The 14,411-nt window shown below is 44.7% G+C and carries 11 protein-coding genes, 1 tRNA gene and 1 pseudogene; 4 read left to right on the forward strand and 9 right to left on the reverse strand.

What is annotated here, in order from left to right; all coding sequences use genetic code 11:
* Window positions 1–474, reverse strand: a pseudogene (locus QUA25_RS23135) (photosystem II q(b) protein); the annotation flags it as partial.
* Window positions 475–835: 361 nt separating this feature from the next.
* Here QUA25_RS23135 and cofG point away from each other — a divergent pair.
* Complete coding sequence (gene cofG, locus QUA25_RS23140; protein ID WP_333041469.1) at window positions 836–1,786, forward strand: 7,8-didemethyl-8-hydroxy-5-deazariboflavin synthase subunit CofG; 951 nt, start codon at window positions 836–838, stop codon at window positions 1,784–1,786.
* Between the two features lie 92 nt (window positions 1,787–1,878).
* Here the strand turns inward: cofG and QUA25_RS23145 are convergent, their stop codons facing one another.
* The 3 genes from QUA25_RS23145 to cpdA form a co-directional block, all read right to left on the reverse strand.
* On the reverse strand, window positions 1,879–2,655 hold the full coding sequence (locus QUA25_RS23145; RefSeq protein WP_333041470.1) for an SDR family NAD(P)-dependent oxidoreductase: 777 nt from the start codon (window positions 2,653–2,655) through the stop codon (window positions 1,879–1,881).
* 202 nt (window positions 2,656–2,857) lie between these two features.
* Window positions 2,858–4,336, reverse strand: a complete 1,479-nt coding sequence (locus QUA25_RS23150; protein WP_333041471.1) for an alpha-amylase — start codon at window positions 4,334–4,336, stop codon at window positions 2,858–2,860.
* Between the two features lie 188 nt (window positions 4,337–4,524).
* On the reverse strand, window positions 4,525–5,466 hold the full coding sequence (gene cpdA, locus QUA25_RS23155; protein ID WP_333041472.1) for a 3',5'-cyclic-AMP phosphodiesterase: 942 nt from the start codon (window positions 5,464–5,466) through the stop codon (window positions 4,525–4,527).
* A gap of 14 nt (window positions 5,467–5,480) precedes the next feature.
* Here cpdA and QUA25_RS23160 point away from each other — a divergent pair.
* Window positions 5,481–5,551: transfer RNA gene (locus QUA25_RS23160), tRNA-Cys, on the forward strand.
* Window positions 5,552–5,682: 131 nt separating this feature from the next.
* Here the strand turns inward: QUA25_RS23160 and QUA25_RS23165 are convergent.
* The 3 genes from QUA25_RS23165 to QUA25_RS23175 all read right to left on the reverse strand — a co-directional run bounded on the left by QUA25_RS23165 (window position 5,683) and on the right by QUA25_RS23175 (window position 7,439).
* Window positions 5,683–6,294, reverse strand: coding sequence for a type II toxin-antitoxin system PemK/MazF family toxin (locus QUA25_RS23165; protein ID WP_333041473.1), 612 nt, complete (start codon window positions 6,292–6,294; stop codon window positions 5,683–5,685).
* A gap of 4 nt (window positions 6,295–6,298) precedes the next feature.
* Window positions 6,299–6,841, reverse strand: coding sequence for a type II toxin-antitoxin system antitoxin SocA domain-containing protein (locus QUA25_RS23170; RefSeq protein WP_333041474.1), 543 nt, complete (start codon window positions 6,839–6,841; stop codon window positions 6,299–6,301).
* A gap of 127 nt (window positions 6,842–6,968) precedes the next feature.
* Entirely contained in the window at window positions 6,969–7,439 is a 471-nt protein-coding gene (locus QUA25_RS23175; protein ID WP_333041475.1) for a DUF4079 domain-containing protein, read from the reverse strand.
* Window positions 7,440–7,535: 96 nt separating this feature from the next.
* On the opposite strand from QUA25_RS23175, the gene QUA25_RS23180 reads away from it, so the two are divergent.
* Window positions 7,536–9,017 carry an ankyrin repeat domain-containing protein gene (locus QUA25_RS23180; protein ID WP_333041476.1) on the forward strand — a complete coding sequence of 494 codons (1,482 nt, stop codon included), beginning with the start codon at window positions 7,536–7,538 and terminating at the stop codon, window positions 9,015–9,017.
* A gap of 174 nt (window positions 9,018–9,191) precedes the next feature.
* Here QUA25_RS23180 and QUA25_RS23185 read toward each other — a convergent pair whose 3' ends face one another.
* Complete coding sequence (locus QUA25_RS23185) at window positions 9,192–10,127, reverse strand: 2OG-Fe(II) oxygenase (RefSeq protein ID WP_333041477.1); 936 nt, start codon at window positions 10,125–10,127, stop codon at window positions 9,192–9,194.
* Between the two features lie 341 nt (window positions 10,128–10,468).
* On the reverse strand, window positions 10,469–12,016 hold the full coding sequence (purH, locus tag QUA25_RS23190) for a bifunctional phosphoribosylaminoimidazolecarboxamide formyltransferase/IMP cyclohydrolase (RefSeq protein WP_333041478.1): 1,548 nt from the start codon (window positions 12,014–12,016) through the stop codon (window positions 10,469–10,471).
* Between the two features lie 475 nt (window positions 12,017–12,491).
* Here purH and QUA25_RS23195 point away from each other — a divergent pair, with 475 nt between their 5' ends.
* Entirely contained in the window at window positions 12,492–14,384 is a 1,893-nt protein-coding gene (locus QUA25_RS23195) for a PAS domain S-box protein (protein WP_333041479.1), read from the forward strand.
* Window positions 14,385–14,411 lie beyond the last annotated feature (27 nt).

A 14,411-nucleotide genomic window follows, 5' to 3' on the forward strand; every position in this document is an offset into this window, starting at 1 on the left:
GAATACTGCGGTGGCTGCTGCAACTGGTGCAGAGTAAGCGACGCAGATCCAAGGACGCATACCTAAGCGGTAGGACAATTCCCATTCGCGACCCATGTAGCAAAATACACCGATCAGGAAGTGGAAAATTACCAATTGGTAAGGGCCGCCGTTGTACAACCACTCATCGAGGGAAGCTGCTTCCCAGATTGGGTAGAAGTGTAAGCCGATGGCGTTGGATGAAGGAACAACTGCACCTGTGATGATGTTGTTACCGTACATCAAGGAACCTGCTACTGGTTCGCGGATGCCGTCGATGTCCACTGGAGGGGCAGCGATGAAGGCGATGATGTAGCAGATGGTGGCGCTCAGGAGGGTAGGAATCATCAAGACGCCGAACCAACCTACATAAATGCGGTTGTCGGTTGATGTTACCCACTCACAAAAGCGTTCCCAGACATTGGCGCTTTCGCGCTGCTGTAAGGTTGTTGTCATTTGTTTATGATTGCTTTATTTGGTTTTCAATGTTCGTGACGGCTTTGTATTCCGCCATGTAAATAAACATAAAGCTTTTATTTCAGTTTGTAAAGGCCTTTTAAGCACAGTTTTTCTTATAGGTGTCATAAATTATGCTTTTAAAAAGCCATAAGGCTTGCTGTATAAGGAGTTTAAAAGCAGAATGCGGAATTTGTGGACGATCGCCCACGAAAGAAGAATACTCATAATCTACCTGGGCAACGAGATTCCGGGCTTGCGTCAGTGTTAAGATAGATGAAGGGTTGCGATCGCCAACCGCAAAACTTACACGGACAGATATATGTTGTTGCTCAAATCCGATCGATAAAAGTCCCAAGGAATGTCCCGCACCGTCACCTACAGCCCTGCTTATACTCTGGTTCCCACTTACGAGTGTTTTAACCGCTGCACCTATTGCAATTTTCGGGCAGAACCCCTGCTAAGTCCTTGGCTGACGCTACCAGAAGCCGAAAAACAGCTCAAGTTCCTGCAAACTCAAGGTGTAATTGAAATTCTGATCCTCAGCGGCGAGGTACACCCTCACAGTCAACGGCGAAAAGCTTGGTTGCAGCGGATTTACGATTTGTGCGAACTCGCACTTGCTCTGGGATTTTTGCCGCATACTAATGTGGGGCCGCTCAGCTTTGAGGAGATGGCACAGTTAAAAGAGGTAAATGTATCGATGGGGCTGATGCTAGAACAGCTTGCGCCACATTTGTTACAAACTGTTCACCGGCACGCACCGAGTAAAGTGCCGGCGCTGCGGCTGCAACAGTTAGAATGGGCTGGGGAATTGAAGATTCCGTTTACAACTGGTTTGCTGCTGGGAATTGGGGAAAGTGAGGCCGATTGGGTGGAGACATTAGAGGCGATCGCCCGGATTCATTTGCGTTACAATCACATTCAAGAAGTTATCCTCCAGCCACACAGTCCGGGAAATCAGCAAAGTTGGGACGGTGAAGTTTTTGATGCTACAAAAATGCCCGAAGTAATTGCGATCGCCCGCAGCATTTTACCATTTGAAATCAGGCTGCAAATTCCCCCGAATTTAGTTGCACAGCCAGACATATTGCTGGCTTGTTTAGACGCAGGTGCTAGAGATTTAGGAGGAATTGGGCCACGGGATGAAGTTAATCCCGATTATCCTCACCTGCAACACCAAACTTTAACAGAAATTTTAGCAACATCGGGATGGCAACTTGTGCAGCGTTTGCCTGTTTATCCTCAGTACGATAAGTGGCTGCCGCAGACATTGCAAACTGCTGTTCAACAATGGAGAGTTAGTCATTAGAAATTCTTATTTCTTAAGTGCCCCTCTGCTGCGACTTCGTTTGTGTAGAATCCGTTTCAACCGCCGAGTAATAAAAATAAACTATTGAGATTTTAAATCAAAGAACCGCCACCATCAATCCAGACTTCAGTACCTGTGATGAAGCTGGAGGAATGTGATACCAGAAATAACACTAATTGGGCGACTTCTTCGCTAGAACCGGCGGTATTATCAGTCAAAGGAATCATATCTTGAATGGAATCAGGGGCAACTGGAATGCGATCGAGATGGCGCTTAACAGTGCTTTCCTCAATGGCAGTCAGCACCCCGCCCGGACAGATCACATTGACTCTAATTTGGCAGGCTGCGAGTTCTAGCGCCAGCATTTTGGCAAAGGCTACTTGGGCAGCTTTTGAACAAGCGTAGGCCGTGGCACCAACTTTCCTGAAACTTCTGGTGCCATTAATCGAGGATGTAATTACAATTGAACCTCCTTGTTTTTTCAGATGAGGAACAGCATACTTAACAGCCAAAAATGTTCCTCTGAGGTTGGTGTTAATTGTCCGATCCCACTCATCTGGTTCTATCTCCTCTATCGGCGACCATACACCGTTAATACCCGCATTTGCAAACAAAATATCTATTCTTTGATATTCATCAAAAATTGTTTGAAACGCTTTTTGCATTTGCTGAGAATCTCCAACATCTGCGGCAATAGCCAGCCCGCAGCCTCCTTCCTTGACCAACTGGCGGACGGTTTCTTGCCCCGTTTCCAAAATGTGATCGATAATAGCAACTTTTGCGCCTTCCTTGGCCATTAAAATTGCTGCTGCATGACCAATTCCCGAGCCACCGCCGGTAATAACGGCAACTTTTTCTGAAAGTTTCATATTTTTTTAGATTAATATTTTTTCGCGCGATCGCAGATCATAAAAATAATACTAGAAGGAGCAGTTTTGTCCTCACTACAAACAAGTTTCCGTCATCAAAATCATGAAAGTTAAAAGTGGTTTAAGGTACTAATTATAGCGGTAAGGTGTGCAGTGCACACCCTACTTTAGGCAGAGGATTACGTCAATTTTAACGTAGTCCTTACGGCTGCGGCACCCAGACCGAAACAGAACCGGCGTTACACCGAAAATCAGCCCAACCATCATCATTAGTTGTGATTGGTTCTTTGATGTGTTCGGTGATGTCAATATAAGTTCGATTCGGTTGTCCGACTTCCATAAACTTGGTGCCATCGCCTCCGTTACTGAGTACCACAGCCATGCCGCCCGGATGTTCTTCATCTCCGAGTCGCGTCCAGCCAAGGGTATTGGCGTGGTCGAAGTAATCGTACTGATTGCCGTAGGAATAAGTTTGGCGCGCGAACAAGAATTTATCGAGAATAAACTGATGTTTGTCTAACCAAATCTCGTATTCGTTGCCATCGTTTGCTGTATCCTTATAGTTAGCGCCGTAATAATCCGGGTAAAAAATGCACGGATATCCTTCGCTTCGCAGCAAGATTAAAGCATAGGCAAGAGGTTTAAACCAAGCCTCGACAACAGATTCTAGGGATTGTAATGGTTGAGAATCATGGTTGTCAACCAAGGTAACAGCGAGGGTTGGTTGCTGTTGGACGAGGGTGTTATCAAAAATTGTTCGCAAGTCGTAGCTATTGCCGGCTTTGCTAGCAGCGTGGAAGTTGTAATGGAGGGGGGCGTCAAATAAGGAGACTTTACCATCCGTTGCTTGGATGAAGTAGTGCAAAGCTTCCACTTCGTAAGACCAATATTCACCGACGGCAAATAGGTCGCGTTGGGCATAGTGGCGAACGTGTTCCAACCATTCTTGGAAAAATTCTGCTTTAACGTGTTTGACGGCATCGAAGCGAAAGCCGTCAACGTTTGTTGTATCGACATACCACTCACCCCAGTATTTTAACTCCCCGCTGACTTCTGGGTTGTCCATATCTAAATCGCAACCCATGAGGTAGTCAAAATTACCTTTTTCTAAGTCTACTCCTCCATCGAATTCTTTGCCTTTTAGCAAGTAAACGGCATGGGTTTCTGTGTTGTAAACATTGTAATCAATGGCGTCAAAATGCCACCAATGCCACTCCATACTAGAATATTTTTTGTCGCGTCCGGGGAAGGTAAAATGCGTCCAAGCTTTGATTTTTTGATATTCGCCTACGGTGTCATTCCGGTTGTCGGGATTGAAGGGTGTGGCTTCGGCTTCTTCTTCTGCATCGGCACCTAATTTGTGGTTGAAGACAACATCGGCATAAATCCGAATTCCTGCATCTTGGGCAGCTTTAATCGCGGCCAAATACTCATCTTTTGTGCCGTATTTCGTGCGTACCGACCCTTTTTGGTCGAACTCGCCTAAATCGAATAAGTCGTAGACGCCGTAACCTACATCCATACCGCCGCCAGTTCCTTTATAGGCGGGTGGCAACCACAGGGATGTAACCCCTATTTTGGCTAAATCTTTTGCAGATTTCGCTAGCTGATTCCACAGGCTGCCGTCGTCGGGGCTGTACCAGTGGAAATACTGCATCATCACGCCATTGAGTTGAGACATATATTTAGTTTTTCCTGTTTTTTTAAATTGCGATCGACATTTATGTTCGTAGCTCGCTAGTTTACGTATGTCTGCAATCTATGGTTAATAAATATCATAAAAGATGGGGCTGCTAAAAAAAATCTATCTGTTGATGTATTGACAACAGAATGTAAATTTGATACTAATTTTAGGCAGACTAAAAAATATTAATTTGGTGGCGACTTTGCAGCAACTCGCTCAACTCTGGTGTTCCAAGTACCGTCGATCGCCAATTCAAGCAATCTAAATCCCGGGGGGATTTCATCAAGGATAATCGGATGACTTTTCGGTAAAAGTTGGATGCAGGTGCTGGGTGTCCCCAAGTAGGTAACTGAGCCCCGCTGTTGTTGAAATTCTTGGTGAATGTGGCCGCAAAGAACGATTTTGATTTGAGGATATCGATCGACAATTGCTAAAAATTCATCGGCATTCTGCAGCATCATTCCATCCATTATTTCAGAGTCGATCGGCAAAGGATGATGGTGCAAGGCAATGATAACAGGTCGATCGCCCGTTTCTTGCAGTTGAGAGTCGAGCCAATGCAAGCTTTCTGGAGAAAGCCGCCCGCCGTCGCATCCGGCTTCCACACTCGAAAGTAATAGAAATTGCCAGTTTCCTAGCATCCATGATTTTTCTGGGGAAAGAGGCGACTGATTTAAGATTTCTGCCATGACTGGGATGTTGTCGTGGTTCCCAGGTATCCAGTAGGCGGGAATTCCGAGGGGGGCGATGAGGGAGACGAGGCGCTGGTATGATTCGGGTGTTTCGTCTTGCGACAAGTCGCCTGTGAGTAGGAGTAAGTCGGGCGGCGGCTGTATCTGTTGCAGGCGATCGAGAACTGCTTGGAGGGTGCGGGTTGTTGAGAGGCCTTTCCATTCTCGATCGATCTCTGCAAACAAGTGAGTGTCGGTGATTTGGGCGACAAGTAGGGGAGAAACTGGTGTCATGGCTGGTGTTGCGGGCGATCGATGTAATTCTAGAATAGCCTCGGATGGGTTTTGGAGGTGTGGGAAAAAAGGGCGATTCCCTACGGGATAGCTGCGCTTTACGAAATTTTTGACAGGTATGTTAAAATTTTCGAGATTTGGTGTACTATAAGAAAACGTCAAATTTCAGACGTGACGGCGGCATAGCCAAGTGGTAAGGCAGAGGTCTGCAAAACCTCCACCCCCAGTTCAAATCTGGGTGCCGCCTTTTTTAATTTTTTTTGTGAGATGTGGCTAAATGCCGTTTGGACAATCGAGAAGGTTAACAGGATATAGCGAGAGTGCTCAAGTCCACTGCAAAAACCTTCTTGACCTCTACGATCTATTACTACTCATTGACTACGATCGCAAATCGTCGATCAGTTTTTCTATGGCCATACTTTTTGTGGTTTCCTCTGGCAGATAATTAAACACTTTCTGTAAAAGTTCTATAGACGCATTTTCAATAAACCAATCTTCACCCGGATTATCCCCAAGATTTAAAAAATACTTTAAACGTTCCTCTATCGCTTCCTTATCTGCTTTATCCAGTTGTCCAACTCGCTTAAGCCAATCCCCTTCCGAGTCTTTAAAACAATTAGCATCAACAGTACATATCTGATGCACTAGAGCGAAGGAATTCTTATCAAGACCATTTGTGCTTGTAGAATTAATCGGATATACAGTTGGCAAACCTTTATAGGTTTCTTGTGAAGTCAACGGAATCAGCGTCAAAGTTTGGATGTATTTAGAGTCATCTTGAAATTGGTCACTTGTCCAAACGATATAAGGATGCTCTCCCCGAAAAACCCGACTCGAATTAATCACCTGAGTGCAAGAAATTGTCTTGCATTCAATCTCCCCTGGTTGATTTATCTCATAAATATGATGATGACCGAGTTTGCAACGAAGAGATACTCTATAGGGATTGATAAAATAAATCCAACCTTGACGCGGTTTTTGTCCAGCCACTCGCTCACCCCAATTCACTCATTAACTTTTCTCTTTCTTTGTAGAGATTAAGTCTCACCTTTTCCTCTGGTTCGTGGCTATATTTAACCTCAAGCATGGGAGCAGTGCTATAGACATAATCTAGTAACTGCTTCAGTTTATCATCTCCTGCACCAGCCCATTCTCTCCTGATGTTGTCAAGCATGAGCTTCAGACCTAAAGGTAACTTTAAATCATCCACATTACCAGCTCCCTCACCAAGTCTGATGAATATACTGTCTCCCTGAGATTCTTGAAAAATCTCTTTGCCATTCATTTGATTTAAAGCAGCGTCTATGCCTTCATTCCAAGGCCCATAGTAATAATAACGCCAATCTAAATCAGTAAGCTGCTTGTTTGTCCATTTGACAGCATAAAGATCTGCTAAATACAAAAACTTGATTAATTGCGTTTTTGTAATATAGCCTTTTGTTGCGTAGACAAAGTATTTGATCAGGTTTTCTAGCATGGCTTTCCTTCTTTGAATTTGAAAAAGCTCCCTAATTAATCTTATAATTTGTTCGCTCAATTTAACTTTATTCTATTATATCATCCAAAGGAAAGCTTGGCTATTAAACAACTAAAAAAATCCGACTTTAATTGCTAATCACTAATCGCGCTAAGGCAATTAGCAATTAGCAATCTTACCCAAACGATCACATTTTACTGATAATTCTTTGCAGGATTTCCACGCCTGATACCGCTTGCCAGCCAAACAGCCCTAACAGCACAATATTCAGAAAGATGTGAGTGTTTCTCGCCCAATCACTGCCTTTTTGCATCAAAGGAGTCAGCGAGGCTGCGATCGCAATTATTGCCGTCATTCCCAACCCTGCTAGCAAGTGCGGCCCCACAAATAGCTTGCCGTTGTTGATGTAGGTGACGGCCATCCCGCCCACTGCACCTGTTACCATCAAGGCTAGCAGCAAAGAACCCATCTGGTGATGCTTGATGTTGAATTTGCCCTTAATTAACTCTTTTTTGACTTCGCCTTCGGCGCTTCTGGTACGGCGGATTTGCAGGCCGAGATACAAAGCATAAAATGAGATGGCCAGCAGTACCCACATTAAAACTGGGTGGAAGAATTGGCTCCAAACTTTCACTGACTGAGGAATTTCGAGATTCATAGTGTTCTGAGGATTAGCAAACATACTTCATAAAACTTAGCATACCAGTCAGGCCGTCTCGTGCGACGGTAAAAATATACGGTATGAGAGACTATTATGGCTGCCACTAAACAAGACGCTGTATTGATTCAAGCCGCCAAGACTGGCAACATTATTCACGTCCAAGCTTTACTCGCTAAGAATGTTAACGCTAACGCCAAAGACTCTGAGGGGACGACGGCTTTGATGTTTGCGGCCCAAAAGGGCTATACAGAAATCGTGCGTAGTCTACTAAACAATGACGCTAATGTCAACCAGGTGAGCAGGCGTTTTGGGCTGACGGCTTTGATGCTGGCGGCGGCTCACAAACAGGCTGACTCTGTGCGGCTGTTGCTGGCTGCAGGTGCTGATGTTAATGCTAAAAATGATGATGGAAGTACGGCTTTGATGGCGGCTTGTCTGAAGGGCGATATCAATGTTGTGCGGATGTTACTTGATGCTAATGCTGATGTAAATGTGCGAGATAAAGATGGAGATTCTGCTCTGAAAATAGCTGCTTTATCGGGTCATGAAGCTGTTGTAAAAGCTTTGGTGGATGCGGGTGCTGTTGCTGACAATTATATGCTGTTTTTAGCTGTCCGTCAAGGAAGCGCTGAAATTGTGCGAATTTTGCTCAAGTGTGGGGCGGATGCTAATGTTAAAAATCTAGAGAGCAAAACTGCTTTGATGCTGGCTGCGACGGCGGGAAATTTGGCGGTTGTCGAGGCGCTGTTGGCTGCTGGTGCTGATGTCGAAATTCCCGACAAAAACGGAGAAACTGCTTTAACTTTGGCTGCGGATGCCGGCAATACTGATGTGGTGCAAACTTTGCTTGGTGCGGGTGCTAATGCGAATGTGAAAAATGGAGATGGGGGCACGGCTTTGATGGCCGCTGCTGCTGGGGGAAATGCGGCGATCGCCCATATCTTACTCGATGCGGGCGCGGATATCAACGCTAAGGATAAAGATGATGAAACTGCTTTGAATTTTGCGGTGATTGAAGGCTGCGAAGATGTGGTGGAATTGCTATTAAACCGAGGTGCTAGTGTCGGTTCGAGAAATCGGTTGGGCGATACGCCTTTACTGGTGGCGGCTGTTCACGGCCATAGTGCGATCGTATCGGCTTTGCTGCAAAAAGTAAATTCTAATCGGGCTGATTTTCTGAATGCTAAAAACTTTGGGGAGACGGCTTTGACGCTGGCTGCGTTTCACGGACATACCGAGACTGTGAAAGCTTTGCTTGACGGCGGTGCTGATCCCAATGTCCCGGCGGATTTGGGGAAAACCGCTTTAATGAAGGCGTGCGATCGGGGTTATATTGCGATCGTCCAATTATTAGTCGAAAAAGGTGCCGATGTCAACTTGCTCGATGATTCGGGCGCAACCGCTGTAATGTGGGCAGCACATCGGGGTTATCCTGATGCAGTAAAGATTTTAATTGATGCTGGTGCAGAACTCAACCACAAAAATCCGGGAAATTATACAGCTTTAATGCTAGCTGAGTTTAAGGGTTATTCTAATGTGGTGAAATTGCTCAAAAGTGCTGGAGCACTGGAGTAAGAATGAAATCGTTTTGAGTAAGGTAATTCTGTCATTCTGAGCGTAGGCGGGAAGTGAAGAATCTCACATATCGGGACTTACGCATTGTAACGGTGTGGCAAGAATTTGAGATTATTCGCTTCACTCAGAATGACAAAATTCGGTGATTAGTGCCTCCAGGACTATGAATTAACCTCAGTTTGCTTTGCGTACCCAGCCGTTAATAGTAAAGCGGCTATCAGCAAAAGCTTTTGAGGGACAGCTAACTCGCAAAACTTCGTGCATATAGCGGCTTAGAAAAAATACGATGCTATTATTCCGCGGTTCAACTGTTCTAAATGTCTTGTCAGCAACATAAAAATTGTTCTCGATTTTGCTGTCATAAATCTGCAACTCGCCACCTGAAAAAGCCTTGGGTTCTCGATAGAAATAGTAAACGTAAGTAAAAAATCGGCTGGCGGTATCTGGCGAGCCGCTGTCGTTGTGAAGTTTATAAAAGTTGTTGTCATTGTGCATGGTTAGCTGAGCTTCTATCTCACCCAGGGGAAATGACGGAATATTTAAACTTTTCAGCACGTCGGGGAGAATTGCTTTGATGCGATTAACCATCAGTTCCGAAAATTCGGGGAACGAGTGGAGTACCATCGAACGGCGGTAATCTTCGGCATTAGTTGAGGTGCTGGTACTCACAAATTCTGATTCTTTTGCTAAGACATATTTAATGAGTTTGTTCTTTTCTGCGGGGGTCAAAAAGTTGTCTATTTGGGCGTAGCGAGATATTAAATCGTCATTTACATGCGGCGCAGGGGCGGGAATTTCTGTGGCTGGAATTTCTACGGGAGTTGCAGGCTGCTGCGCTTGCAGTTGCTGCAAGTAAATTGGGGGTTCTGTGACTAATCCCACTAGGTGTTCGCCGGGAAAAAAAAGGGTGGAACGCCCGTCGTCTATGGGGATTTGAAATAAGGGCGAAAAACTGAGTGTTTGTTGGGTGCGATCGACTAATGTTTTGATCAGGCTGTGGAATAATGGTGTATCAGATTTGAGCGTGACGGTGCATTGATGTCCGCCAGTGAGCAGGATTTTGACTTTTACGTCTTCAGGTTTAATTTGCTGTTGAATTGTGGTATTCATAATTTTTGAAGGACGCAACTGGAAATTTGGTACGACATAACAGTGTTGATTGGTGTCATAGCCTTCCAGATCCCCCCTAACCCCCCTTAAAAAGGGGGGGACAAGAGTGTAAAAGTTCCCCTTGTTAAGGGGGAGACAAGAGTGTCAAAGTCTCCCGTCTTAAGACGGGACAGGATTCTTCTCAAAGTCCCCCTTCTTAAGGGGGATTTAGGGGGATCTAGACTCGGGGAGAAACGAGATTTATGAAAGCTTTTCGACTTAAGTTGACACCCGCGAACACTATTGTATCCCTACAATATGGTACACAATCGAGAATTGCTAGGCATAATTCCTAACAAAAACTAATGCAAGAAGTGGCGGATGTCGGTGAAAACCATTGTGATTCCAAGTTGGTTGGCCGCTTCAATGGAATCTCGATCGCGCATACTTCCGCCCGGTTGGACGATCGCAATTATTCCCGCCTCAGCCGCAGTTTTGACTGAATCATCGAAGGGGAAGAAACCGTCGCTGGCCAAAATCGCTCCTTTGCTCTTCTCTCCTGCTTGTTCCAATGCTAGTTTAACTGAGCCGACGCGATTCATTTGTCCGGCGCCGACACCGATTGTAGTGCGATCGCGCGTCACAACGATCGCATTTGATTTGACGTGTTTCGCTACTTTCCAAGCAAACAGCAATTCTTCCAACTCTGCCGCCGTCGGCTGTTTCTCAGTAACAATCCGCCATTTGCTAGTTTCTTCTACTACATTATCTGAGTCTTGCACCAGCAAACCGCCTGCAATAACTTTAACAGTTTGTGGCGGCCCTTGAGTCAAATCTGGCAAAATTAATACTCGAACTTTCGCCTTTTTCTTGATAATTTGTTCGGCTTCTGGTTCGCACCCCGGCGCGACAATACATTCTAAAAATGTTTGAGTTAACGCCGTTGCGGTAGCAGCATCAATCGGGCGATTGAGGGCGACAATGCCGCCGAAAGCTGAGACTGAATCGGTGTCGAAGGCTTTTTGATACGCTTCAGAAATAGTTGTTCCCAAGGCTGTACCGCAAGGATTTGTATGCTTCAGAATAGCGGCGGCGGGGGTGTCTGGGAATTCTACGATTAGCCGCCTTGCTGCTTCTAAATCTACTAAATTATTGTAGCTTAATTCTTTGCCTTGCAGGATGGTGCTAGTCGTCCAGCCTGTCGGTGTAGTTCCGCTTTGATACCAGGTGGCGGCTTGATGGGGATTTTCGCCGTAGCGCAGAGTTTGCAACTCTTTTCCTGATAAATTAAACTGCTCTGGTAGCGCTGATTTTTCAGCGGATTGGCTGCTGCTGAGATAAGTTGCGATCGCGCGATCGTAATTTGCTGTATGTTTGAAGGTTTCTAGCGCACATCTTTGCCGAAACTCTAAGGAAGCTTCGCCGCCATTTTCCCGCAGTTCTTTTAAATAAGTATTGTACTGTTCTGGGTCGCACAACACTGTCAAATGAGCGTGGTTTTTGGCTGAGGCTCTCAACATTGCCGGTCCGCCGATATCTATCTGCTCAATTGCGTCTGCTAGAGTAACTCCTGGTTTAGAAATTGTCTCTTCAAATGGATACAGATTCACTACAACTAGATCGATCGCCCGAATTTGATTGGCGGTTAAATCTGCGAGGTCTTCCGGTACATCGCGGCGTGCTAAAATGCCACCGTGGATTCGCGGGTGAAGTGTTTTGACTCGCCCTCCCAAAATTTCGGGAGAACCAGTATATTCCGCAACTTTGGTCACTGGGATGCCTGCTTCTTTGAGGGCTGTTGCTGTCCCGCCACTACTAATTATGTCAAATTCAAATTCTTCTACTAGACTGCGCGCTAAGTCGATTAGTCCGCTTTTATTGGATGTGCTCAGAAGTGCTAGACGTGCCATTGGTTTGAAGTTGCGATCGCAAAAATAGATAGGTTATATTCTATATCACATCTGCCTGCAGGGAGATGATTTGGTAATGGCTAATTATGATTATTTTTGATGATTTAAAGATGAGTCCGCTAATTTTTAATTATATTTTTTTTTCAAATTATATAATAATTTATACTGACCCGTGGCTTCTAAATATTTAGGACTTTTGCGTGGAACGGATTATTTTGTGAGTGGGAGGGGGATTGAAGCCATATATATCCTGCACAATTCCTCTTACTACGTAAGTATTAATGTTGTTGAAATTACTTAATAAAACGTTATAGATAATTATAGGGCGATTACTCAGGAATTTTAACGAAGTTTTAGGATGAATTAGAAAAGTAATGTGCTAGCATCGGGTGTAAATTGCTATCTCCCTAAAATTCCCGGAAAATTGGGCGATCGCAACACATTAATCTAGAAAATAATTTGGTAGGGTAGAAATATGTTTTTTCAAGAAGCCGATCCAGAAAATAAGCTCAGTAATATTAGCAGGAACCATAAAAAAACTGCTCGCAGTCTGACCAATAGAACAGGCTACCAACAGATGCCCAAAAAAAGAGCGGAGAATTCGACCGAGGCCCATATTTCCGAAGCTTATAGTGTTAGTCTGTGCGAATTGCAGCAGATGGAGCGAGCAATGGAACAGCTAAAGCAGGATTTGAAAGCTAGCGAATCTCGGTTTCGGAATGTGATCGAAAAAAATGCCGACGGCATCGCAATCGTTAACAAGCGAGGACTTGTCTGTTTTGCCAACCCGTCAGCAGAAGCACTGTTTAACTGCAAAGCAGACGAACTTTTAGGGCAAGCATTTTTTGGCAATTTAGTAGTAGAAGTTTCAGCTTGCGACCTTGAGATGGCGACGGATATTATTCCCCAAGTGGGAAAAACAGAAGCACCAGGAACTCGCGTCGTGCAAACAGAAGTTGAAGCTATTCGCAAGCAAAAAGCAAATGCTGTAGTAGAAATGCGGGTGGTGGAAACGGAATGGGATGGAGAAATGGCTTATTTAGCTACGCTACGGGACATTACCGATCGCAAGCGCGCAGAAGAAATGCTTTGGTTGTACGATCGAGCTATAGCAGCTAGTAGCACCGGATTTACGATTTATGACGCCACTGACCCAGAACATCCAATTATTTATTGCAATCCCGCATTTGAAAGCATGACCGGTTATCGGCGGCAGGAAATTATAGGAAAAAACTGCCGATTTTTGCACGGAAGCGATACAGATCCGGCTGCAGTAGAAATAATTCGCCAAGCCTTGCAAACAGAAAGCGAGTGCAAGGTAATATTAAAGAATTACCGCAAAGATGGAACCGCGTTCTGGAATTGTTTCTCAATATCTCCTGTGCGCGATCGAATGGGCAAATTAACTCATTTTATTGGTGTACAGAGAGACATCACTCAGCGTAAACAAGCCGAAGAAGCCTTGCATAATTCTGAAGCACAAAGCAGAGAACAAGCCGCTCAACTAGCCGCCACACTTAACGAACTCAAAGCCACTAATTCCCAATTAGTTCAAAGCGAAAAAATGTCTAGTTTGGGCTTGCTACTGGCTGGCGTCGCTCACGAAATTAACAACCCAGTCAGCTTCATTTACGGCAATCTCACTCATCTCACAAATTATACTCAAGACTTGTTTCACCACCTCGAACTTTACCAAAAGCATTATCCCGATCCAGTCGCGGAAATTCAACAGGAAAGAGAAGAAAATGAACTCGATTTTTTAGCTGAAGATTTACCTAAAATACTCTCTTCAATGACCGTGGGTGTCGAGCGGATTTGCCAGATTGTGCAGTCGCTGCGGAACTTTTCGCGCCATGACGATTCACAGATGAAACCCGTTAACATCCACGAAGGTATTGACAGCACGCTGTTAATTCTCAATCACCGTTTGAAAGGGAACGGAGAAAAGCCGCCAATTCAAATTGTAAAACAATATGGAGAATTACCGACTGTTGAGTGTTTTGCTGGGCCGATCAATCAAGTTTTTATGAATATTCTCAGCAATGCAATCGATGCTTTAGAAGATGCGAACACTAGAAAAAATTGTCAAGAAATACTAGAAAATCCTAGCCAGATTAGGATTAGTACGGAAGTTGTCGGCAATTTTGTAGAAATTAAAGTTGCCGACAACGGCCCGGGAATAACTGAGCAAGTCAAACAGCAGATATTCGATACATTTTTTACTACCAAGCCCATTGGTAAAGGCACGGGAATGGGTTTGTCAATTAGCTATCAAATTATTGTAGAAAGACACAAAGGCGAATTATATTGTACTTCGGAATTGGGCAAGGGCACGGAATTTACTATCAAAATTCCGATCGCACATTAGGGTGGAATGTGCAATCTGCACCTTACC

The sequence above is a fragment of the Microcoleus sp. Pol17C6 genome (genome assembly GCF_036701145.1).
Lineage (GTDB): Bacteria > Cyanobacteriota > Cyanobacteriia > Cyanobacteriales > Microcoleaceae > Microcoleus.